Source organism: Bacteroides stercorirosoris, from assembly GCF_900142015.1.
Lineage (GTDB): Bacteria > Bacteroidota > Bacteroidia > Bacteroidales > Bacteroidaceae > Bacteroides > Bacteroides stercorirosoris.
The window spans coordinates 128,463-148,057 of sequence record NZ_FQZN01000016.1; the positions used below are offsets into that span (position 1 = coordinate 128,463).

Consider the following 19,595-nt stretch of genomic DNA (forward strand, 5'->3'; position numbering starts at 1 on the left):
GCAATTCTTTAGATTGCTTGGTGTTGCGGTGGTTGTTTGAGTTGATGCAAAGATAGGTGTTTATTATAGAGTAATAAAATAAAAGAGCCATATTTAACACGAAAATGCAGAGAGTTTTCTTACTTTTGCAATATGTTATATTATAGAAGAAAAATATTATTAGCATTGATTGAAGCATTTGGCGGTCATTTGACTGCCAAACAACTTCAGAAATATTTGTTCCTTTTTACAAGGAAACAAGAGGAAAAAGCATTTGATTTTATTCCTTATTACTATGGTTGTTTTTCATTCCAAGCAAATCAGGATATAATGACATTAGCTAAATTGGGCTACTTAAGTATTATAAAAAGCGAGAATGGTCGTAGAATACAAATTTGTCAACCCAATAATTATTTGATGATGCTTGATATGTTTGAACAGCAAGCTATAAAAGAAATAAAAGAAAAATTTGGTTGTCTATCTCAAAACGAGTTAATTCGTTACACTTATATCAATTATCCTTATTACGCAACAAAAAGTACAATAGCAATTAATTTGCTAAATGAGGAAGAATTAGCTGTAATAGATAAGCAAAAAAGAACCTTTACAGAGCCTCAATTATTCACTATAGGATATGAAGGACGCTCTTTAGAAAAATACATTAATATTCTCCTCGTGAATGATGTACATATTCTCTGTGATGTCCGTAAAAATGCCTATAGTCAAAAATATGGATTTTCAAAAAGTCAATTAGAGAAAGCATGTACAGGAGTAGGTATAAAATATATCCATATACCGCAACTGGGAATAGAATCAGAACAAAGACAAGATTTAAAATCACAAAAAGATTATGAAATTCTTTTTGAGTCATATGAAAAATCTACCCTAAAAGAAAATTGGGATTATCTTTTATATGTCCGAGAATTGATTGATACAGAGAAACGTGTAGCTTTAACTTGCTTTGAAGAAAGTCACAAACAATGCCATAGAGGAAGAGTTGCGAAATATTTAATGCAACTACCTGATATAACTTACACCCTTAAACATCTATAAAACATGCCTACAACTCGAGTTCTAATTGCTGTAAAAACATACCCTACTTTATCGGAAAAATACGATGAATTAGTTTGTACTGCTGGTTTCTTGGAAGATGGCACTTGGATAAGAATATATCCTATTCCTTTTCGTAAATTAAGTTATGATAAGAGATATAGTAAATGGCAGTGGATAGAACTTGATTTGGTTAAAAACACCAGTGATTTTAGGAAAGAAAGTTTTCGTCCTGCAAATATAGATAATGAAATAAAAATAGTAGGAGAAATTGGTACAAAAAATGGCTGGGCAAAAAGAAAGTCTATTGTTTTAAAACATATCCGTTATAATATGGCTGAGCTTATTGAAGAAGCCAAAAATCCTCAAATAGGAACATCATTAGCCGTATTTAAACCTCAAAGAATTATTGATTTTGTTTGGGAAGAATCTACAAGAGAATGGAATAAGCAGAAATTAGATGTTGTATATGCCAATCAAGCCCAACATAGTTTATTTGATGTAGAAGAAACTAAAAGAATATTCAAAGTAGCTAAAAAATTGCCTTATGAGTTCTCATATAAGTTTATATCAGAAGATGGTAAAGAACGAAAACTCATGATTGAAGATTGGGAATTAGGGATGCTTTATTGGAATTGCCTTGCTGCTGCTAATGGAAATGAACAAGTCGCATGTGAAAAAGTGAAAGAGAAATATTTCACAGAATGGTGTAAAAAAGATATATATTTTTTCTTAGGAACAACCAAGAAATTTCATAATGTAGGTACTAATCCTTTTATTATTATTGGAACATTTTATCCACCGAAGAATCCGCAATTGGCTTTGACCTTTAAAATGGACTAATACAAACTTAGTTATATTAAATAAAAGCTTTTAGATATAAGAACAAAAGACCATAGTATAAACTTACTTTCGTAAATACGATTCGATATAATACATTTTGCTGAAAAGAAGATTGTTGAAAAATATTTTTTTAAGATGGCAAGGAATTGCTTTTTACTATTTTGCTTTTAATAACCCTATGAAGAACATAGACTAAGCTTTAGTCCTATCACATTTATTACTTTTTTATTAGAATGTCCCTTTTTTACACCTATTATCAATCTAAGAAATCTTACTTTTGCCTGATAATTAAGGCAAAATGGAGAAAATTCAAGTAATACAACCTACTAAATTGCTTGCTCCTTATATAAAGCAATATTGGTTTTTAAGGATAGATGATGTAAAGCAAGGCTTTCAACGTTCTATCCCAGCAGGTTGTGTAGGAATTGTTTTTCATAAAGGAAACAAAATTATTTCTTCTTTTCATAAGGGAACGCAACCACAATCCTATATAAGCGGGCAAATCAGTACTTATTCAGACATAGAATTTTCTTTCTTGGATATGGTCATTATTTTATTCCAGCCTATCGGATGCAGGATGTTTTTTCCATATCCTATGGAAGAGTTTACTAATCAGAATATAGGTATTGATTTGTTAGATAACACCTGTTTAGTAGAATTGGAAGAGAAAATAAATGAAACATCAGATAATTATCAAATAGTCAGATTGATAGAAGAATATTTATTAAATAGATTATGCAAAAATATTCCATGCAACGCCAATAGGATTATAACTACTGTTCAAAATATCAATGAAGGAGAAGGGAATATATCCGTTTTATCTCAAACGGCTTGTTTAGGATATAAGCAATTTAAACGGATATTCGCTGAATATGTAGGACTAAATCCAAAAGATTTTATCCAAATCACACGATTTAGGAAGACATTCCATATTTTGCAATCAACTCCACAAATCAGCATAAGTAAAGTTGCTTATGATTGTGGATATTATGATAAATCACATTTAATAAAAGAGTTTAATATGTTCACGGGCTATACCCCTAAACAACTACTTGAAATTTGTGATACTTATACCGAAAACCTATCGGTATTCAACTCTGTATTTATCAACGACAAAAAAACTTAATAACATCGCTTTATGAAAATATTGATATACGGTGCTGGCGTAGTGGGTTGTACTTATGGCTGGCAATTATCCAAAGCAGGATGTGACGTTGCTGTATTGGTGCGTAAGGAGCAAAAAGAACTTGTACAAAAAGATGGTATTCGCATTATCTGTTCTGACTTTAGAGAGAAAACAAGAAAAGATACAGATATAATCTTTAAGCCTACAGTAATAGACGAACTTTCGTCAAACAATGATTTTGAATACATTATTGTCTCCACCAATAAATTGCAATTATCAACTATATTACCAAGTCTTTCAAAGTCAGCAGGAAAAGCAAATGTTGTATTTTTCCAAAATAACTGGAATGTTTTTACTGAAATAGATAAATATCTAAAACCTGAACAATACTTTTTTGCCTTTCCCTTCATGGTCGGGGGTGGAAAAGAAGATAAAAGCATACATTGTGCTATTTCAGGTCTAAAATATTCCAATACTCCGTTAGGTGAAAAAGACGGGCGGATAACTCCACAAGTAGAAAAACTTTTTATAATACTGGATAAAGCAAACTTAAAGCCTGTCATTTCTAATCAAATATTAGTATGGCTAATCACACATTATGCTGTTGCTGCCGGTCTTTCAGCGGGAATAATGAGTGCCGGAAGTGCCTCTAAATTTATAGAGAATACAGCTATTATTAAAATTACAATGAAAGCTATTCGGGAAGGCTTAGCTATTTGTAAAAGAATGGGTATCAATCCTAAAACAGAAAAAGCAAATAGATTATATCTTTTACCTTTATTTATCAGTGTGCCAATAGCTAAGAAAATTTATGGTAATGATGCTCTGCAACTTATGTTTGATGGACATATAAATCATTCTCCTGTTGAAATAAGGCAAATGATAGATGATATAATAGATAGTGGTATAAAATATGCTGTTACAACTCCTAATCTGGCACAATTAAAAAGTTATATATCTTCTAACCAAACTAATAAAAGTAAGTGAATAAAGCTATCAATTCGATAGCCATTAAATATAAGTATATGAAAGATATATTACAAGAGAGATTTTTCCAATTATTATTGGAATGCTCGCAGCGTAAAGTTTCTGTAACAGAGTTTACAGAAGCTATTGAGGAATTAGCTACACATTTAGCTAATTTCAGTTTCAACGAACAGGATTATAGCGTTTTACTTCGTTATTTCTCCTTTGGTTTGCATCGACTTAAATCGTATCGTGTGCGGTTTGAGCAAGAAAAAAATGCCCTACTTGCATTTAATTGATGAAGCAATAGGATTACTAAATAATGAAATGCGTATTATCAAACTGCGCATAAAATATCCTGAACAGTTCCAGCAACATGCAAATAAGCTCTTTATTTCCCCTCTCCATTTAGCTGACAAAACAAGCCTTGTCAATATCATGGAAATAGTCAGCGGCTTATTCCTTTCAAAACGTGTAATATATCAGAATGGAAACCCTATTCACCTGACAGACTTAGGGAAAGCCTTTGAATGGCTTTTTAATATCAAATTAGGTGATTATCACCAAAAGTATATGGATGTCATTAAACGAAAGCCTGCCAAACTAACGGAGTTCCTTAATGAACTGGCAACCTTTATCCGCAAAGAACACGAAAATAAAGGGTATAGATAATCAGGTATTTAGCATCAATTTATACGGGGTAGCGTATGCTACCCTGTAATTTGTTTGCTTTCCTTTGCCGAACTTTGCTTCATCAATCGATTGGTAATCATTTATATATAACTTGAAAAATGAAGTAAATTATGTATGTAGATAATTACGAGTTCAAAGACTGGATACAAAAACTACTTGATAAACTGGAAGGAGTTGGCAAAGACGTAAAGAGTTTGCAGACCAATCCCGAAGTGATGCCGAATGACAAACTACTGGATAATCAGGATTTATGCCTGCTATTCAAAGTCAGTACCCGGACATTGCAGAGATTGAGAAGTAAAAAACTGCTACCCTTTATGATGATTAGCGGAAAAGCCTATTACCGGGCTTCGGATGTGCGTGAGTTCATAAAGGAACGGTTCGATGTGGGTACGTTCCGTAAGTTTGAGAAAGAATACGGAACGGATAAGTAAGTATGAAATTTATCCCGAAGCTGTACACGTGGCAGTTTCGGGATATTTTTCTTTTGGCAAGTTTTTGTTGTTCATCCGCCAATATGTACTTTCTATTTAAAATATTGGGATAAAGGTTTTATTGCTTTTGCTTAGAATAATGAGCTTCAAGGTTATGTAATTGCTGTATAAATAGATTAGTCTGCTTACTGTTTTCTACCTTATCATATAAACTAACCATTATATATTCTTGCAATAAATCTTTGTTTGTTATGCAGTGACTGAAATCATATACTTTTGTATCAGGATCTAACTTTGTTATATCTTGAACATTAATGTGGTCGGGCATATATCCGTAAACATTGGTATAATATGTGGTTTTACTCCATTTCCAAGTATAAGTACGAGATCCTCCAAAACTATCAGAAGTATATGTTTTAATAAAATATAGAATTCGTAGCTTTTTATATAAATATAATGCAAGAATGATAAATCCGATGACTAAAACTATTATCCACAATGATATTCTATAGTTTAGATATGAGGATGGGATACTAAATAGGATTTCCAAAATTCCTATTAAAGACAAGATTCCTCCGATAATCGGATTAGTAAAAAATAGTATCAACTTTTTCATATGCTCAATTATGTGTTTTCACTTTTATGATAAACAAAAGTAGTCATTTCTCTACAATTATTTCATTTTCAAAGGAGAATAATTATCTTTGTTGTAGTTATATGATAATATAAGAATGTACTATCAGTGATCCTCTGTGGAGAAAGATTATAATTTGCTGAATACAACATATGATTTTAAACCCCGTTAGTCCTATATTAAAGCAAACAACTAATATTAAAATTCATCCCGAAGCTGTACACGCGGCAGCTTCGGGATATTTTTCTTTTGGCAAGTATGTATTTATTTCTCTACTGATATAATCCCCTCTTCCTTATAAGATGCTTCAAACTGTTTGGTAAGTACAATAATCTGCTGGTTCGTCTTTACCAGTTCAACAGTGTAGTGTTCCAGCTTGTAAAGCAGGGCAAGTGCTTTCTTTTCCGAAAAGTTGGAATGAAGTTCTTTCACCGTTTGGTTATACAGTATGCCTATGCTCCTGAATTGTGAAAACAATTGGGAGAGTTGGATGTAATAATCAACCTTGCTTTTATCAATCCTAAGTACCTTAAACGACTTTCCGAAAATACAGTTCTTTATGAAATGTGCCTTTACCTTATAGCCAGACTGGTCGTAAAAGGCTAAGAACTTGGCGTTCTCCACATCATCCAAATTCAGTGAATAGCGGTGTGTTCGTGGGTCAAGTTTAGGCTTGCGCCCTCCATTGTGTTGATACTTCTTTTTCTGTTCCATAATCATAATTTTTACAAGGTTTACGACTTCGGAGTAAACCAAACCACCTTATCAGGTGGCAAGGTTTTGAGGTGCAAAAAGCGAATAGCGGACCTCAAAACACAACTTGCTATGTTCTAATGAACATAAAAATCCTCCTTCCGTCGGATTGCCAAAGCAAGCGGTTCGGCTTCTTCCTATATCTATTTATCGGTTACAAAATTACAGACAGCCTTTTATCCCTGAAATATAGTGTATAACGCCAAATTGCGCCACAAACGGACAAAGCAACCCTATTTTGAAAAGCGTCTGTTTTTACCCCTTTCTTTGCTGAAAATTGATTGGATGAAAGCAATACATAAGACTGCCAAACAATATTTAGAAATGGCTTTAAATCGTATTTGAAAGCTATTTAAAGATAAAGCAATGCAGCTATAAAACTGGTTCACTTTCTTTCAATCAGTATCAGAAATCAATCAACCTATTTATAAACCATTAAAAATTGAAAGCATGGAAGAAGTAAAACAATCATTACAGCAAAAACAGGAGAACTACAAAACGGCGTATCTCCAAAAGCGGACAATCTGCAACCGTCAAAGCGTGTACATAAGCGGAGAGATACAGAAACGTATCATGCAGATTGTAGGCGTGATTACTGGCAAACAGGTAAGTATCGGAAATTTCATTGATAACGTACTGGAAGAACATTTGAATACACACAATGATGTTCTTTCGGCTCTCTATCGGGAAGAAATGCAAAAAGGAATATTCAACCAGCCAAAAGAAAAAAACCTATGAATATCATAACTATTGAGGAACAGACCTTTAAACAGGTGTGCGGTCGGTTTTCCGGCTTCGCCAGTCAGGTGGAACGGATTTGCAAAGAGAATACCCGTCAGCCAGATGAATGGCTGTCAGGTCGTGAAGTGTGTGCCCTGCTCGGTATCAGCATCCGAAGTTTGCAGAACTACCGGGATAGCGGTAAACTGGGCTACTCCCAAATAGGTAACAAGCTGTACTATAAATCTGCCGATATTGAAAGACTGATTGCAGAATGTATGGAAAACAAGATAACGAATTATAAATCAAACAATAAATAAATATTGTCCTATGGAAAAGAAAGAAGAAAATAATACGGAAATAAACCAGTCATTCAAATTGTCTGCTATTGTCGGAATTTGGGAAAGTTTAAACCTTCATCCTACGGTGATGATATACCCAAGCAAGAAAAAGTATTTCCTTTCGATGCTCCATGTATCTGATAACGGACAGGCGAAACCAGCCGTTTACGAGATACAGAAAGAAGATAACCGTTACTTCATCGTTGAAGCCTTTAAACGGCTTTATATCGGCTATGATGCGGTAAAAGATAGTATTTCCATATTTTACTATGGCGAGTATCTGCGTAACTGACAGGTGTATGTCTGTCAATCATTCAAACGAATTATCAATCAATATAACGATATAGCAATATGGAACTGATAAATGGCAATAGTGAAATAATTAGGGACTTCTTTCAGTCTATGGATAGAATATTAGACGGTATCAGCCGACTGGCAAAGGAAAACAGACCACATTTGAACGGTGAAAAGTTTCTAAGCAACCGGGAAGCAGCCAAATGCCTGAAAGTAAGCATCCGCACGCTGCAAGAATGGAGAGATACGGGCGTTATCCCTTACATTCAGATAAAAGGCAAAATAATCTACCGTCAAAGCGATATAGAAAGGCTTTTGCAGACCTACTATAATAAAGAACGGCAGGAATAACCTCCATCCTTAAAAACACACATTTTTTTCCGAAACTGACTAAGAGCATTAACTTTATTAGTGTAGTATTTCGTCTGTGCAAGTCTTTAACTAAAAATACAACCCGGAGCGCAGCGCAGGTGTGGAGATTTTTAGTTAAACCCATAAGGCTTGGACTTGAACGGACGGAATACGGAGCTTACCTTTGTTAATGTTTTATTCAGCTTCGGAAAAAGTACTATACTTCTTTCTGCAATTTTGCAAACCTTGTCATTAAGGATTTTTCCCCGAAGTTCTCAAAATCAACTTTCACCACTTCGTCTCGACCTGATTTTAAAATATCTTTTATAAATCCTTTTCCAAATCTTTCATGTATAACATTATCACCTATAGCTAATGCGCACTTTTGGTTTATGTAATGTATCTCAGAGGATGTATTTGGAAGTCTTTCTTGCAAATTGGTTATTTTTGAAGTTAGGTCTTTTATCATTTCTGTTACATAAGTAATTTCAGGCGATAAATGTATATTTGCTTCCAGTGTAGCAGTAGAAACGCCTAATAAAGATACTAAAGAATTAATATTTGTTTCTTTAGTAGAATATGTTGATTTTATATTAGCAGCTATAATATCTATTTCGTTTTGAACTTCATCTATTCTTAGTGAACTAGAATATTCACAATCCCTAAATCCTTGTATATCAAAAATACGACTTGTTAAATCATCCTTAATTAAACAAACAGGTAAGTTAAAAGCCTGCCTTATGCCTAATTCATATAACACATTTGGATTTTTAGAACTCAAATCACAGATACACATTTCAGCACTCAAAAGATGCTGAACTATATCTAATACTATAAAATTAGTCTCCTGAATTTCATCTGCTCTTGTTGCTTCAAATCCTGCCTTTTCAATTGCAGGTCTAAGAAGATGCAGATAAACTCTATTAAAATGTCCACTTGGATAATCGTCTGTATCAGATATAGGCATTATAACAAAACACTTCATATTATTTCTTTTGAGACAAAGTTAATAATTAAAAACTATTTTCCTATAAAATTTCTCTCTACATTTGCCATATCACGCATAATAGAACTATCCAAAACTTTTGCATAATGCTGTGTCATTCTGATATTGGAATGTCCCAAGATTTTAGACACATTTTCCATTGATACATCATTGGCAAGAAAAACAACAGTAGCCGCCGTATGTCTTGCAACATGCGTGGTCAGCCGTTTGGCTATGCCGCATACATCAGCAATTTCTTTTAAATAGGCGTTCATGCGCTGATTACTGATTACAGGCAAAAGTACTCCTTTTTTTATGCACTCTGCATTATCTTCATATTTTCTCAATATCCTTTGAGGAATAGATAAGACGGGAACATTACACATCTGATTAGTTTTCTGTCGTGCCTTGCGTATCCACAAAGCACCGTTATTGTCTTTTATCAGGTGTTCACGGCTTAATTGCTGCACATCCACGAAAGCGAGCGCGGTAAAACAACAAAAGACAAAAACATCTCTTACCTGCTCCAATCGTTTGATAGTAAATTCTTTGTTCATCAAAATATCCAGTTCTTCACGTGAAAGAAACTCTACATTTACTTCATCCTGCTTGAAGTGGATGCCGTAAAACGGGTCTTTCTTTATCCAATCGTTAGCTAAAGCAATGCGGATAACCTTTTTCAAGTTCTTCAAATGTTTCAATGCGGAGTTATTTTGGCAATGCTTGTCCGTTTTCAGCCAAAAATCAAAGTCACGGATAAACTGTCCATCCAGTTCTGCCAACATTATATCATCACGGTGGTAATTACTGCGAATATATTCTTTCAGGCGGTTTATGGAAGTATCAAACTTGGTAACTGTGCTTTCCGTATATTCTTTGCCAATCAGGGCACGACATTTTTCGTTATGCTCTGCATACACTTCCAGCAAGCTGCGCTGTACCTTATCCCGTCCGTAGAAACAATCCTTTATTATATCGGCTGTTATCGGTTTGTTGTCTATTTCCAGTTCACGGTGTATCTGCAATACTTTGGCACGAACCGTATTGATATAGTGGTTTAATTCTGCGGCTACACGGTCTTTTCCTTTGGAACATTCCTTTTTCTGATTCCATAAATCGATGGGAATGCTCCGTTTAATCATAACTTCGGCTACTCGCTTGTTTACGGTGATGCGCATACAGATAGGAGCTTCACCGTTTTTCAGAAGTTTCGCTTTCTTGATGATGAACAATACGCTTAGTGTGTTTCTTTTCACTGCTCCCATAATTCTTTGTTTTTTAAGTGGTACAAAATTAGTTTGCTACACTCAAAAACCAGCTACGCAAAAAGCTGACAATCAAAGACAAATGCGTCAATTCGTGGGAGCAAAAACAGCTTTCAAAAAGTCCCACGAATAAGCCACGTGAGAACTGCTTAAAACCACTATTTTTTGCCGAAGCGGAGAAAAAGAAAAAGCTCTGAAATCATTGAATTTCAGAGCTTTGCTTTAATTTGCTATTTGCTTTCGCGGTGCGTACGGGACTCGAACCCGTGACCCCATGCGTGACAGGCATGTATTCTAACCAACTGAACTAACGCACCATTTCATTTTTTTTATTCGCTATCTCTCTCGATTGCGGTTGCAAAGGTAGGCATTTTTTTGAAACCTGCAATAACTATGATGATTTTTTTTGCTTGATTTTATCTCTTTTCCTTTTATATCCTCATTTTGAGAACATTGGGATGTGAAAAAAATAAGTCCTTGCAGAACTTTTTGTGAAAGGACATTGGTGTGGTTTTGTAATGAAAGCGAAACTTTCTGTTGCTTGATTTAAACTTCTTGCTCGAAAACTTCGTTATTTTACAATAAATCGTTATTTTTGCAAACTCAAATCGAGAAAATTGTAATTTGAAAACGATAAAAACGATAATTTAGGATGATGAAAACGGCCAAACTGTTACTTCACTGTCCCGACAAACCGGGAATTCTGGCAGAAGTGACAGACTTTATAACGGTAAACAAGGGAAATATTATCTATCTGGACCAATATGTCGATCATGTGGAGAATATCTTTTTCATGCGTATCGAATGGGAATTGAAGAACTTTCTGATACCGCAAGAGAAAATTGAAGATTATTTTGCTACGCTGTACGCACAGAAATATGAAATGTTTTTCCGTCTCTATTTCTCGGATGCGAAACCACGCATGGCAATATTTGTGTCTAAGATGTCGCATTGCCTGTTCGATTTGTTGGCACGCTATACGGCAGGAGAGTGGAATGTTGAGATTCCTCTTATTATAAGTAACCATCCCGACCTGCAACATGTAGCCGAACGTTTCGGAATACCTTTCTATCTGTTCCCCATTACAAAGGAGACAAAGGAAGAACAGGAGAAAAAAGAAATGGAATTGCTGGCAAAACATAAGGTGAATTTCATTGTACTGGCTCGTTATATGCAGGTGATTTCAGAGCAGATGATTGATGCCTATCCCAATAGGATTATCAATATTCATCATTCTTTCCTTCCTGCATTTGTGGGAGCAAAACCTTATCATGCAGCATTTGAGCGTGGTGTGAAGATCATTGGTGCTACGAGTCATTATGTGACAACGGAACTGGATGCAGGACCGATCATTGAGCAGGATGTGGTTCGTATCACTCATAAAGATACTGTAGAAGATCTTGTGAATAAAGGGAAAGATTTGGAGAAGATTGTTCTCTCGCGTGCCGTACAGAAGCATATTGAACGCAAGGTACTGGCATATAAGAATAAAACAGTGATATTTAGTTAAGGTATATTCATGAAGGTAGCGATTATCAAATATAATGCGGGCAATATCTATTCGGTAGATTATGCGTTGAAGCGTTTGGGCGTGGAAGCTGTAGTGACGGCGGATAAAGATGAATTGTGTGCGGCAGACAAAGTGATCTTCCCAGGTGTGGGCGAGGCGGAAACAACCATGAAGTTTCTGCGTGTCAGTGGCATGGATGCATTGATAAAGGAACTTAGGCAGCCTCTTTTAGGAATATGCCTGGGTATGCAAGTAATGTGTCGGCATTCTGAAGAAGGAGGGGATGTGGACTGTCTGGGTATTTTTGATACGGAGGTGAAGCGTTTCGTCCCACAGAAGCATGAGGATAAGGTGCCTCATATGGGTTGGAATACGCTTACAGAAACGAACAGTGACTTATTCAAAGGTTTTACAAAAGAAGAATTTGTCTATTTTGTGCATAGTTTCTACGTTCCGGTTAATGAATATACGGCTGCTGTGACGGACTATATACAACCGTTTAGCGCTGCCTTGCATAAGGATAATTATTACGCTACCCAATTCCATCCGGAGAAAAGTGGAGGTGTGGGAGAGCGTATCCTGCGCAATTTTTTAGAATTATAGTTAAGTAGATGAATATATGATAGAACTTATTCCTGCAATAGATATTATCGACGGAAAGTGTGTACGCCTTTCGCAAGGTGACTATGACAGTAAGAAGGTGTATAACGAAAATCCGGTGGAAGTGGCCAAAGAGATGGAGGCACACGGTATTCGTCGGCTTCATGTGGTAGACTTGGACGGAGCGGCTTCTCATCATGTAGTCAATTATGATGTTTTGAATAGAATCACTTCGCAGACTTCCCTGATTGTTGATTTCGGTGGTGGCGTGAAAAGTGACGAAGACTTGAAGATCGCTTTCGAGAATGGAGCGCAGATGGTTACAGGTGGCAGTATTGCCGTGAAGGATCCCGAACTCTTTTGTCATTGGTTGGGTATCTATGGCAGTGAGAAGATCATTCTCGGTGCGGATGTGAAAGACCGCAAAATAGCTGTGAACGGATGGAAGGATGAAAGTGCTTGCGAATTGTTTCCCTTTCTGAAAGAATATGTGGAGAAAGGCATTCAAAAAGTGATTTGTACCGATATTAGTTGCGACGGCATGTTGCAAGGACCGTCCATTGAACTGTATCGGGAGATGTTGGAGCAACACCCCGGTCTTTATCTCATAGCCAGTGGTGGTGTGAGCGGCATGGCAGACATCCGTGCGCTGGAAGATGCGGGCGTACCTGCTGTTATCTTTGGTAAGGCATTGTATGAAGGACGCATCACAATGAAGGAAATAGAGTCACTCATAATTCATAATTAAAACCAAGTGTTAGCGAAAAGAATTATTCCCTGTCTTGATATTAAAGACGGGCAAACAGTGAAAGGAACCAATTTTGTGAACCTGCGGCAGGCGGGTGATCCGGTAGAACTGGCGCGTGCATATAGTGAGCAAGGCGCTGATGAACTGGTGTTCCTTGATATTACAGCCAGCTTCGAAGGTCGCAAGACATTTGCCGAACTGGTGAAGCGCATTGCTGCCAATATCAGCATTCCGTTTACGGTAGGTGGCGGCATCAACGAACTGAGCGATGTAGACCGCTTGCTGAATGCCGGTGCAGATAAGATTTCCATTAATTCCTCTGCTATTCGTCGTCCTGAGTTGATAGACGAAATTGCAAAAAACTTTGGTTCTCAGGTTTGTGTGCTGGCAGTAGATGCTAAACAGACCGAAAAAGGCTGGTGGTGCTATCTGAATGGAGGACGTGTGGAAACAGATAAAGAACTGTTCGTATGGACGAAAGAAGCCCAGGAACGTGGTGCCGGAGAAATACTTTTCACCAGCATGAATCACGACGGTGTAAAGACCGGATATGCCAACGAAGCCCTTGCTGAAATGTCTGATAACCTCTCTATTCCGGTCATTGCATCGGGCGGGGCCGGTGCTAAAGAGCATTTCCGTGATGTCTTTTTGCAAGGAAAAGCAGATGCGGCATTGGCAGCCAGTGTTTTTCATTTCGGAGAAATTAAAATTCCCGATTTAAAATCGTATCTTTGCGCCCAAGGAATCTCGATGCGAACGGTGTAAGGGGATGATGAAATGATTATAACTGCATTGTAATGCGTAAATTGTAATTCGTAATTATATAAAAATGGATTTTGATAAAATGAACGGACTTGTTCCGGCAATCATACAAGACGTAGACACCGCTAAGGTGCTGATGTTGGGCTTCATGAATCAGGAAGCTTATGACAAAACGGTAGAAACCGGTAAAGTAACCTTTTTCAGCCGCACCAAGAACCGCCTTTGGACGAAAGGTGAGGAGAGTGGTAATTTCCTGAATGTCGTTTCTATCAAGGAAGACTGTGATCAGGATACATTGCTGATTCAGGTGCATCCTGTAGGCCCTGTTTGTCATACAGGCACGGATACTTGTTGGGGTGAGAAGAACGAACAGCCTGTTATGTTCCTTAAACTTCTTCAGGACTTCATCACTAAGCGCCACGAAGAGATGCCGGAAGGCTCTTATACGACCAGCCTGTTTGAGTCGGGCGTAAACAAGATGGCACAGAAAGTGGGCGAAGAAGCTGTAGAAACCGTGATTGAAGCCTGTAACGGAACTGACGAACGTCTGATTTATGAAGGAGCTGATTTGATATACCACCTTATCGTGCTGCTTACCTCCAAAGGATACAGCATTGAAGATTTGGCACGCGAATTGCAGGTACGTCATAGTGCTTCGTGGAAGAAACACTAAATAATTAATAATTAAAACGGGAATGGGCGAGCCGTTGATACGATATAAGGATGTCGAAGTACACCAACAAGACTTGTGCGTGCTGAACGAGGTGAACCTCGAGCTGCAGAAGGGGGAGTTTGTGTATCTGATTGGTAAGGTCGGTTCGGGCAAAACCAGTCTGTTGAAGACATTTTATGGCGAGCTGGATGTCATTTCCGGTGAAGCGGTCGTATTGGGGTATGACATGAACCGCATCAAGCGCAAGCATATTCCGCAACTGCGCCGCAAACTGGGCATCGTATTCCAGGACTTCCAGTTATTGACGGACCGCACGGTGAACGACAACCTTGCTTTTGTGCTGAAAGCTACCGGCTGGAAGAACAAAGCAGAGATAAAAGACCGTATCAGCGAAGTGTTGATGCAGGTAGGCATGGGCAACAAAGGCTATAAGTTCCCTAACGAGCTTTCGGGAGGCGAACAACAACGCATCGTCATCGCCCGCGCCATGCTCAACTCTCCCGAGATTATCCTGGCGGACGAACCCACCGGTAATCTGGATGCAGAGACCGGACGCGCCATTGTGGGATTGCTGCACAACATCAGCCGTACAGGCTCATTGGTGGTGATGACTACGCACAATCTCCAGTTGCTGCATGAGTTTCCGGGACAGGTGTACCGCTGTGCAGGTCATCAGATAACGGATGCGACTTCCGAATACTCAGGCATGATGCCTATTGTAGAAGAAATAAATAATAATATATAATCATTTAATACAGGAACGAAGATGAAAGTTTTAAAGTTTGGAGGTACTTCCGTTGGTTCTGCCCCGCGGATTAAGGAAGTGGCCAAATTGATTACCGATGGCGAGCAGAAGATAGTTGTCCTCTCAGCTATGTCGGGCACGACTAACACATTGGTGGAAATTTCGGACTATCTGTACAAGAAGAATCCGGAGGGTGCTAACGAAATTATCAACAAGCTGGAAGCTAAGTATAAACAGCATGTAGATGAATTATATTCCACTCCCGAGTATAAACAGAAAGGTCTGGAGTTGATTAAATCTCATTTTGACTACATCCGTTCATATACCAAAGACCTCTTCACGTTGTTCGAAGAGAAAGTGGTTCTGGCACAGGGAGAGTTGATTTCCACTGCCATGATGAACTACTATTTGCAGGAATGCGGTGTAAAGTCTATTTTGCTTCCGGCTTTGGAATACATGCGTACCGACAAGAATGCGGAACCCGACCCTGTATATATCAAGGATAAACTCCACATGCAACTGGAATTGCATCCCGGTGCTGAAATCTACATCACTCAGGGATACATCTGCCGCAATGCTTACGGAGAAATAGACAACCTGCAGCGTGGTGGAAGCGACTATACCGCTTCTCTGATCGGCGCTGCCATCAATGCTTCCGAAATTCAGATATGGACGGACATCGACGGTATGCACAACAACGATCCGCGTATCGTTGATAAGACTGCTCCCGTGCGCCATCTTCATTTTGAAGAAGCTGCCGAGCTGGCTTACTTCGGTGCGAAGATTCTCCACCCCACTTGTATACAGCCTGCCAAGTATGCCAATATTCCGGTGCGCTTGCTGAATACGATGGACCCTACCGCTCCCGGCACCATGATTTCCAATGATACCGAAAAAGGCAAAATCAAGGCGGTTGCAGCGAAAAACAGTATCACGGCCATCAAGATTAAATCCAGCCGTATGTTGCTTGCCCATGGTTTCCTGCGCAAGGTATTCGAAATCTTCGAGAGCTACCAGACTTCTATCGACATGATTTGTACTTCCGAAGTAGGTGTATCTGTATCTATTGATAATACGAAGCACCTCAATGAGATTCTGGACGACCTGAAGAAATACGGCACGGTAACCGTGGATAAAGATATGTGTATCGTCTGCGTGGTGGGCGACCTGGAATGGGAGAACGTAGGTTTCGAAGCCAAGGCACTGGATGCCATGCGCGACATACCGGTACGAATGATTTCTTTCGGCGGTAGCAACTACAACATTTCCTTTCTCATCCGCGAGTGCGACAAGAAGAAAGCCTTGCAGTCGCTTAGTGATGCACTGTTCAACGAAGAATAAGAGATAACCCTGATACAACCCGAGCGCTTTTACCAATCCTGATAAAAGCGCTCTTTTTAACTGAACAAAGAATACACTATATTTAGATAAAGAATATGAAAGGAACATTCCCCATAGATAAATTCCGTGAGTTGCGCACCCCGTTTTATTATTATGACACGAAGGTGTTGCGTGAAACCCTTTCCTGTGTGCGCACCGAAGCCGCAAAGTATGGCAACTTTGACGTGCACTATGCCGTGAAGGCAAATGCCAATCCTAAAGTGCTTTCCATCATCCGTGAGAACGGATTGGGTGCCGACTGTGTAAGTGGCGGTGAAGTCCGTGCAGCAATCAAGGCAGGTTTCCCGACGAATAAGATAGTGTTTGCCGGAGTGGGCAAGGCAGATTGGGAAATCAACCTCGGATTGGATTATAATATTTTCTGTTTCAATGTAGAGTCCATTCCCGAATTGGAAATCATCAATGAACTGGCTGCGGCAAAGGGTAAGGTTGCGAATGTAGCTTTCCGCATCAACCCCAATGTAGGGGCACATACGCATGCCAACATTACTACCGGATTGGCGGAGAACAAGTTTGGCATCAGTATGCAGGACATGGACAATGTGATAGATGTGGCACTGGAGATGAAGAACGTAAAGTTCATCGGATTGCACTTCCACATCGGTTCGCAGATATTGGATATGGGCGATTTCGTGGCTCTTTGCAACCGTGTGAACGAATTGCAGGATAAACTGGAGTCTCACCGTATCCGTATCGAGCACGTCAATGTAGGTGGCGGACTGGGGATTGATTATAAGCATCCTAACCGCCAGGCGATACCTGACTTCAAAGATTATTTTGAAACCTATGCCGAGCACCTGAAATTGCGTTCCTATCAGACACTCCATTTTGAACTGGGGCGTGCCATAACAGGGCAGTGCGGTTCGCTGATTTCCCGTGTGCTTTATGTAAAACAGGGAGCTAATAAGAAATTTGCCATTCTCGATGCCGGTATGACGGATTTGATTCGTCCGGCATTGTATCAGGCTTATCATAAGATAGAGAATATCACTTCCGAGGAAGCTGTGGAGGCGTATGATGTGGTAGGTCCTATCTGTGAGTCTTCCGACGTATTCGGCAAGGCGATAGACTTGAACAAGGTGAAGCGCGGAGATTTGATAGCGTTACGTTCTGCCGGTGCCTATGGTGAGATTATGGCTTCAAGCTATAACTGCCGTGAGTTGCCGAAGGGGTATACTTCGGACGAGCTGGTATAAAAGAAATACGCGGGTTTTAGTATCATTATAGAGGAGAAATGCTTATATTTGTACATAAACTCAATTCTCTAAAAAATGAGACGGTCAGAGATTATAGAACAGATTAGAAAAACAGTATATGGTATAGCGCCTACGGCAAAAACCATTCTGTTTGGCTCGGAAGCACGAGGGGAAGCTCGCTTCGACAGTGATATTGATTTGCTGATTCTGCTTGAAGGAGAGAAACTGACATTGGCTCAGGAAGAAGCAATAACCTTGCCCCTTTATGAATTGGAATTGAAAACCGGCGTTGCGATTAGTCCGATAGTAATGTTGAAGAAGCTTTGGGAGAATCGTCCATTTAAGACCCCTTTTTATGTAAATGTAGTAAATGAAGGTATTGTGTTATGAAAGAAATATTAGATGAGGAAAGTAAAAAAGCACTTATTTCTTATAGAATACAACGTGCTTATGAGACGTTGAAAGAAGCAGAAGTGATGATACGCGAGTCATTTTATAATGCAGCGGTAAACAGAATGTATTATGCGTGTTATTATGCGACTGTTGCTCTTTTGCTAAAGAATGATATTCAAACTCAGACGCATAACGGAGTGAAGACGATGCTTGGTTTGCATTTTGTTTCAACTGGGATACTTCCTTTGAAGGTAGGTAAGACTTTCACCACTTTATTTGAGAAAAGGCATAGCGGAGATTATGATGACTTTGTGTATTGTGATGAAGAAATGGTCGGTGAGTTATATCCGCAAGCAAAAGCCTTTGTAGATGCAGTTTATAGCTTAATTAAAGAAGCTTAGCGATATTGATAGATAACTTGTGCAATGACTGAATCTGCCATCTCATAAATATATTTTGCGTATACAAATGATGATTTAATAGGCTTATGAACTTTGAAGAATTGCGTTATGAAAGAAATACAGTTAATTGTGATTATTGAAAAATAAAAAGCCGTATCTTTGCAATACAAATTTTAAAAAGAAGGCAATAATGGCAAGACCTATTCGTGAAACACCTATATTATTTGGTGAAGATGCCCGCTGCTTTGAAGAACGAATGAAGAAACCACGCATTGTTTCCAAGGAGGAACGTGAACGTGTGAAGAGAAACTATGAGTTAGTATTAAAAGCGGCTGCAAACTTTTCCTGAGGTTTGCAGTTTTCTTATTTAGGGATATTCAGTAAATGTCCCTCTTTCTAATAAATTAAGAGAACAGTTTTACTTTACGTGAGCTTTTCTCTTAATTTTTTTCTGTAAAGCCTCAAGTCTCCTATCTTTTTCATAGAATATTATTTACATATTCTTATTTTTTCTTCCCAACGGTACATTATGTATATGTCTTTTTAGGGGAAGTTAAAAACCTCTCCTGTTTTCCTCTTATTATTTTAGTCTGATTATGCAGCCGTTCTTTTTTTCTTTTCGACCTTTTCTATCATGCATACCGCATTGGCCGTATGTATTCCAAAGAAAATCCAAAGCATTTCCGTTTTCCTGTTTCTAGCTTTTATTCTGGCCAGTGAGTAATGTTGTTT

At 38.3% G+C, this 19,595-nt stretch carries 26 protein-coding genes, 1 tRNA gene and 1 pseudogene; 22 read left to right on the forward strand and 6 right to left on the reverse strand.

Annotation, left to right across the window (positions count from 1 at the left end; translation table 11 throughout):
- The first annotated feature begins 165 nt into the window (after window positions 1-165).
- The 7 genes from BUC01_RS13345 to BUC01_RS13375 all read left to right on the forward strand — a co-directional run bounded on the left by BUC01_RS13345 (window position 166) and on the right by BUC01_RS13375 (window position 5,091).
- Window positions 166-1,032 carry a DUF488 domain-containing protein gene (locus BUC01_RS13345; protein ID WP_229094952.1) on the forward strand — a complete coding sequence of 289 codons (867 nt, stop codon included), beginning with the start codon at window positions 166-168 and terminating at the stop codon, window positions 1,030-1,032.
- 3 nt (window positions 1,033-1,035) lie between these two features.
- Window positions 1,036-1,872, forward strand: a complete 837-nt coding sequence (locus BUC01_RS13350; RefSeq protein WP_007663072.1) for a hypothetical protein — start codon at window positions 1,036-1,038, stop codon at window positions 1,870-1,872.
- 298 nt (window positions 1,873-2,170) lie between these two features.
- Window positions 2,171-2,998 carry a helix-turn-helix domain-containing protein gene (locus tag BUC01_RS13355; protein ID WP_007663073.1) on the forward strand — a complete coding sequence of 276 codons (828 nt, stop codon included), beginning with the start codon at window positions 2,171-2,173 and terminating at the stop codon, window positions 2,996-2,998.
- A gap of 12 nt (window positions 2,999-3,010) precedes the next feature.
- Window positions 3,011-3,985 (forward strand): ketopantoate reductase family protein, encoded by a 975-nt coding sequence (locus BUC01_RS13360; RefSeq protein WP_007663076.1) that lies wholly within the window; start codon window positions 3,011-3,013, stop codon window positions 3,983-3,985.
- Between the two features lie 38 nt (window positions 3,986-4,023).
- The gene (locus BUC01_RS13365; protein WP_034523961.1) at window positions 4,024-4,263 is read left to right on the forward strand and encodes a hypothetical protein; all 240 of its coding nucleotides are present in this window, start codon (window positions 4,024-4,026) and stop codon (window positions 4,261-4,263) included.
- Complete coding sequence (locus BUC01_RS13370) at window positions 4,217-4,636, forward strand: RteC domain-containing protein (RefSeq protein ID WP_025830696.1); 420 nt, start codon at window positions 4,217-4,219, stop codon at window positions 4,634-4,636. Before BUC01_RS13365 ends, BUC01_RS13370 begins: the two co-directional genes overlap by 47 nt.
- A gap of 131 nt (window positions 4,637-4,767) precedes the next feature.
- Complete coding sequence (locus tag BUC01_RS13375) at window positions 4,768-5,091, forward strand: helix-turn-helix domain-containing protein (RefSeq protein ID WP_025830697.1); 324 nt, start codon at window positions 4,768-4,770, stop codon at window positions 5,089-5,091.
- 118 nt (window positions 5,092-5,209) lie between these two features.
- On the opposite strand, the gene BUC01_RS13380 is transcribed toward BUC01_RS13375, so the two are convergent.
- Complete coding sequence (locus tag BUC01_RS13380) at window positions 5,210-5,707, reverse strand: hypothetical protein (RefSeq protein WP_025830698.1); 498 nt, start codon at window positions 5,705-5,707, stop codon at window positions 5,210-5,212.
- Window positions 5,708-5,989: 282 nt separating this feature from the next.
- Window positions 5,990-6,439, reverse strand: coding sequence for a conjugal transfer protein MobA (gene mobA / locus BUC01_RS13385; RefSeq protein ID WP_025830699.1), 450 nt, complete (start codon window positions 6,437-6,439; stop codon window positions 5,990-5,992).
- Between the two features lie 489 nt (window positions 6,440-6,928).
- Here mobA and BUC01_RS13390 point away from each other — a divergent pair, with 489 nt between their 5' ends.
- The 4 genes from BUC01_RS13390 to BUC01_RS13405 are packed head-to-tail and all read left to right on the forward strand — an operon-like array spanning window position 6,929 to window position 8,184.
- The gene (locus tag BUC01_RS13390) at window positions 6,929-7,216 is read left to right on the forward strand and encodes a DUF3408 domain-containing protein (RefSeq protein WP_025830700.1); all 288 of its coding nucleotides are present in this window, start codon (window positions 6,929-6,931) and stop codon (window positions 7,214-7,216) included.
- On the forward strand, window positions 7,213-7,518 hold the full coding sequence (locus BUC01_RS13395; RefSeq protein ID WP_025830701.1) for a helix-turn-helix domain-containing protein: 306 nt from the start codon (window positions 7,213-7,215) through the stop codon (window positions 7,516-7,518). Before BUC01_RS13390 ends, BUC01_RS13395 begins: the two co-directional genes overlap by 4 nt.
- A gap of 10 nt (window positions 7,519-7,528) precedes the next feature.
- Window positions 7,529-7,831, forward strand: a complete 303-nt coding sequence (locus BUC01_RS13400) for a DUF3876 domain-containing protein (protein WP_025830702.1) — start codon at window positions 7,529-7,531, stop codon at window positions 7,829-7,831.
- 59 nt (window positions 7,832-7,890) lie between these two features.
- A complete protein-coding gene (locus tag BUC01_RS13405; RefSeq protein WP_025830703.1) occupies window positions 7,891-8,184 on the forward strand; it encodes a helix-turn-helix domain-containing protein in 294 nt (97 codons plus the stop codon).
- A 217-nt stretch (window positions 8,185-8,401) separates the two neighbouring features.
- Here BUC01_RS13405 and BUC01_RS13410 read toward each other — a convergent pair whose 3' ends face one another.
- The 3 genes from BUC01_RS13410 to BUC01_RS13420 all read right to left on the reverse strand — a co-directional run bounded on the left by BUC01_RS13410 (window position 8,402) and on the right by BUC01_RS13420 (window position 10,751).
- Entirely contained in the window at window positions 8,402-9,169 is a 768-nt protein-coding gene (locus BUC01_RS13410; protein ID WP_025830704.1) for a hypothetical protein, read from the reverse strand.
- Between the two features lie 35 nt (window positions 9,170-9,204).
- Window positions 9,205-10,434 carry a site-specific integrase gene (locus tag BUC01_RS13415; RefSeq protein ID WP_007663082.1) on the reverse strand — a complete coding sequence of 410 codons (1,230 nt, stop codon included), beginning with the start codon at window positions 10,432-10,434 and terminating at the stop codon, window positions 9,205-9,207.
- 243 nt (window positions 10,435-10,677) lie between these two features.
- Window positions 10,678-10,751 (reverse strand) — tRNA-Asp (locus tag BUC01_RS13420).
- 335 nt (window positions 10,752-11,086) lie between these two features.
- Between BUC01_RS13420 and purU the strand changes: the two genes are divergently transcribed.
- The 11 genes from purU (at window position 11,087) to BUC01_RS25515 (ending at window position 19,212) form a co-directional block, all read left to right on the forward strand.
- Window positions 11,087-11,944 (forward strand): formyltetrahydrofolate deformylase, encoded by an 858-nt coding sequence (gene purU, locus BUC01_RS13425; protein WP_073313947.1) that lies wholly within the window; start codon window positions 11,087-11,089, stop codon window positions 11,942-11,944.
- A 9-nt stretch (window positions 11,945-11,953) separates the two neighbouring features.
- Entirely contained in the window at window positions 11,954-12,547 is a 594-nt protein-coding gene (gene hisH / locus BUC01_RS13430; protein ID WP_073313948.1) for an imidazole glycerol phosphate synthase subunit HisH, read from the forward strand.
- A gap of 16 nt (window positions 12,548-12,563) precedes the next feature.
- Window positions 12,564-13,292, forward strand: coding sequence for a 1-(5-phosphoribosyl)-5-[(5-phosphoribosylamino)methylideneamino]imidazole-4-carboxamide isomerase (gene hisA, locus BUC01_RS13435; RefSeq protein WP_025830705.1), 729 nt, complete (start codon window positions 12,564-12,566; stop codon window positions 13,290-13,292).
- 6 nt (window positions 13,293-13,298) lie between these two features.
- Window positions 13,299-14,057 (forward strand): imidazole glycerol phosphate synthase subunit HisF, encoded by a 759-nt coding sequence (gene hisF, locus BUC01_RS13440; RefSeq protein WP_025830706.1) that lies wholly within the window; start codon window positions 13,299-13,301, stop codon window positions 14,055-14,057.
- Window positions 14,058-14,115: 58 nt separating this feature from the next.
- The gene (gene hisIE / locus BUC01_RS13445; RefSeq protein WP_025830707.1) at window positions 14,116-14,727 is read left to right on the forward strand and encodes a bifunctional phosphoribosyl-AMP cyclohydrolase/phosphoribosyl-ATP diphosphatase HisIE; all 612 of its coding nucleotides are present in this window, start codon (window positions 14,116-14,118) and stop codon (window positions 14,725-14,727) included.
- A 22-nt stretch (window positions 14,728-14,749) separates the two neighbouring features.
- Complete coding sequence (locus BUC01_RS13450; protein WP_025830708.1) at window positions 14,750-15,472, forward strand: cell division ATP-binding protein FtsE; 723 nt, start codon at window positions 14,750-14,752, stop codon at window positions 15,470-15,472.
- Between the two features lie 21 nt (window positions 15,473-15,493).
- On the forward strand, window positions 15,494-16,813 hold the full coding sequence (locus BUC01_RS13455; RefSeq protein ID WP_009132256.1) for an aspartate kinase: 1,320 nt from the start codon (window positions 15,494-15,496) through the stop codon (window positions 16,811-16,813).
- Window positions 16,814-16,908: 95 nt separating this feature from the next.
- Window positions 16,909-18,069: a diaminopimelate decarboxylase gene (gene lysA / locus BUC01_RS13460; protein WP_025836061.1), complete on the forward strand. Its 1,161-nt coding sequence runs from the start codon at window positions 16,909-16,911 to the stop codon at window positions 18,067-18,069.
- Window positions 18,070-18,144: 75 nt separating this feature from the next.
- Window positions 18,145-18,459: a nucleotidyltransferase family protein gene (locus BUC01_RS13465; protein ID WP_025836062.1), complete on the forward strand. Its 315-nt coding sequence runs from the start codon at window positions 18,145-18,147 to the stop codon at window positions 18,457-18,459.
- Window positions 18,456-18,863 (forward strand): HEPN domain-containing protein, encoded by a 408-nt coding sequence (locus BUC01_RS13470; protein ID WP_025836064.1) that lies wholly within the window; start codon window positions 18,456-18,458, stop codon window positions 18,861-18,863. The genes BUC01_RS13465 and BUC01_RS13470 overlap by 4 nt, the downstream gene beginning before the upstream one ends.
- Window positions 18,864-19,053: 190 nt before the next feature.
- Window positions 19,054-19,212, forward strand: a complete 159-nt coding sequence (locus tag BUC01_RS25515; protein ID WP_175560883.1) for a hypothetical protein — start codon at window positions 19,054-19,056, stop codon at window positions 19,210-19,212.
- A gap of 245 nt (window positions 19,213-19,457) precedes the next feature.
- On the opposite strand, the pseudogene BUC01_RS13475 reads toward BUC01_RS25515, so the two are convergent.
- Window positions 19,458-19,595: pseudogene (locus tag BUC01_RS13475) on the reverse strand (DDE transposase); the annotation flags it as partial.

Coding starts and splice junctions, on each gene's coding strand:
- BUC01_RS13360 (WP_007663076.1), top strand. CDS start 3,011: ATGAAAATATTGATATACGGTGCTGGCGTAGTGGGTTGTACTTATGGC.
- BUC01_RS13350 (WP_007663072.1), top strand. CDS start 1,036: ATGCCTACAACTCGAGTTCTAATTGCTGTAAAAACATACCCTACTTTA.
- BUC01_RS25515 (WP_175560883.1), top strand. CDS start 19,054: ATGGCAAGACCTATTCGTGAAACACCTATATTATTTGGTGAAGATGCC.
- BUC01_RS13470 (WP_025836064.1), top strand. CDS start 18,456: ATGAAAGAAATATTAGATGAGGAAAGTAAAAAAGCACTTATTTCTTAT.
- BUC01_RS13465 (WP_025836062.1), top strand. CDS start 18,145: ATGAGACGGTCAGAGATTATAGAACAGATTAGAAAAACAGTATATGGT.
- lysA (WP_025836061.1), top strand. CDS start 16,909: ATGAAAGGAACATTCCCCATAGATAAATTCCGTGAGTTGCGCACCCCG.
- mobA (WP_025830699.1), bottom strand. CDS start 6,439: ATGGAACAGAAAAAGAAGTATCAACACAATGGAGGGCGCAAGCCTAAA.
- BUC01_RS13450 (WP_025830708.1), top strand. CDS start 14,750: ATGGGCGAGCCGTTGATACGATATAAGGATGTCGAAGTACACCAACAA.
- BUC01_RS13390 (WP_025830700.1), top strand. CDS start 6,929: ATGGAAGAAGTAAAACAATCATTACAGCAAAAACAGGAGAACTACAAA.
- BUC01_RS13375 (WP_025830697.1), top strand. CDS start 4,768: ATGTATGTAGATAATTACGAGTTCAAAGACTGGATACAAAAACTACTT.
- BUC01_RS13380 (WP_025830698.1), bottom strand. CDS start 5,707: ATGAAAAAGTTGATACTATTTTTTACTAATCCGATTATCGGAGGAATC.
- BUC01_RS13365 (WP_034523961.1), top strand. CDS start 4,024: ATGAAAGATATATTACAAGAGAGATTTTTCCAATTATTATTGGAATGC.
- BUC01_RS13415 (WP_007663082.1), bottom strand. CDS start 10,434: ATGGGAGCAGTGAAAAGAAACACACTAAGCGTATTGTTCATCATCAAG.
- BUC01_RS13455 (WP_009132256.1), top strand. CDS start 15,494: ATGAAAGTTTTAAAGTTTGGAGGTACTTCCGTTGGTTCTGCCCCGCGG.
- BUC01_RS13355 (WP_007663073.1), top strand. CDS start 2,171: ATGGAGAAAATTCAAGTAATACAACCTACTAAATTGCTTGCTCCTTAT.
- hisA (WP_025830705.1), top strand. CDS start 12,564: ATGATAGAACTTATTCCTGCAATAGATATTATCGACGGAAAGTGTGTA.
- BUC01_RS13400 (WP_025830702.1), top strand. CDS start 7,529: ATGGAAAAGAAAGAAGAAAATAATACGGAAATAAACCAGTCATTCAAA.
- BUC01_RS13405 (WP_025830703.1), top strand. CDS start 7,891: ATGGAACTGATAAATGGCAATAGTGAAATAATTAGGGACTTCTTTCAG.
- BUC01_RS13410 (WP_025830704.1), bottom strand. CDS start 9,169: ATGAAGTGTTTTGTTATAATGCCTATATCTGATACAGACGATTATCCA.
- hisH (WP_073313948.1), top strand. CDS start 11,954: ATGAAGGTAGCGATTATCAAATATAATGCGGGCAATATCTATTCGGTA.
- BUC01_RS13395 (WP_025830701.1), top strand. CDS start 7,213: ATGAATATCATAACTATTGAGGAACAGACCTTTAAACAGGTGTGCGGT.
- purU (WP_073313947.1), top strand. CDS start 11,087: ATGATGAAAACGGCCAAACTGTTACTTCACTGTCCCGACAAACCGGGA.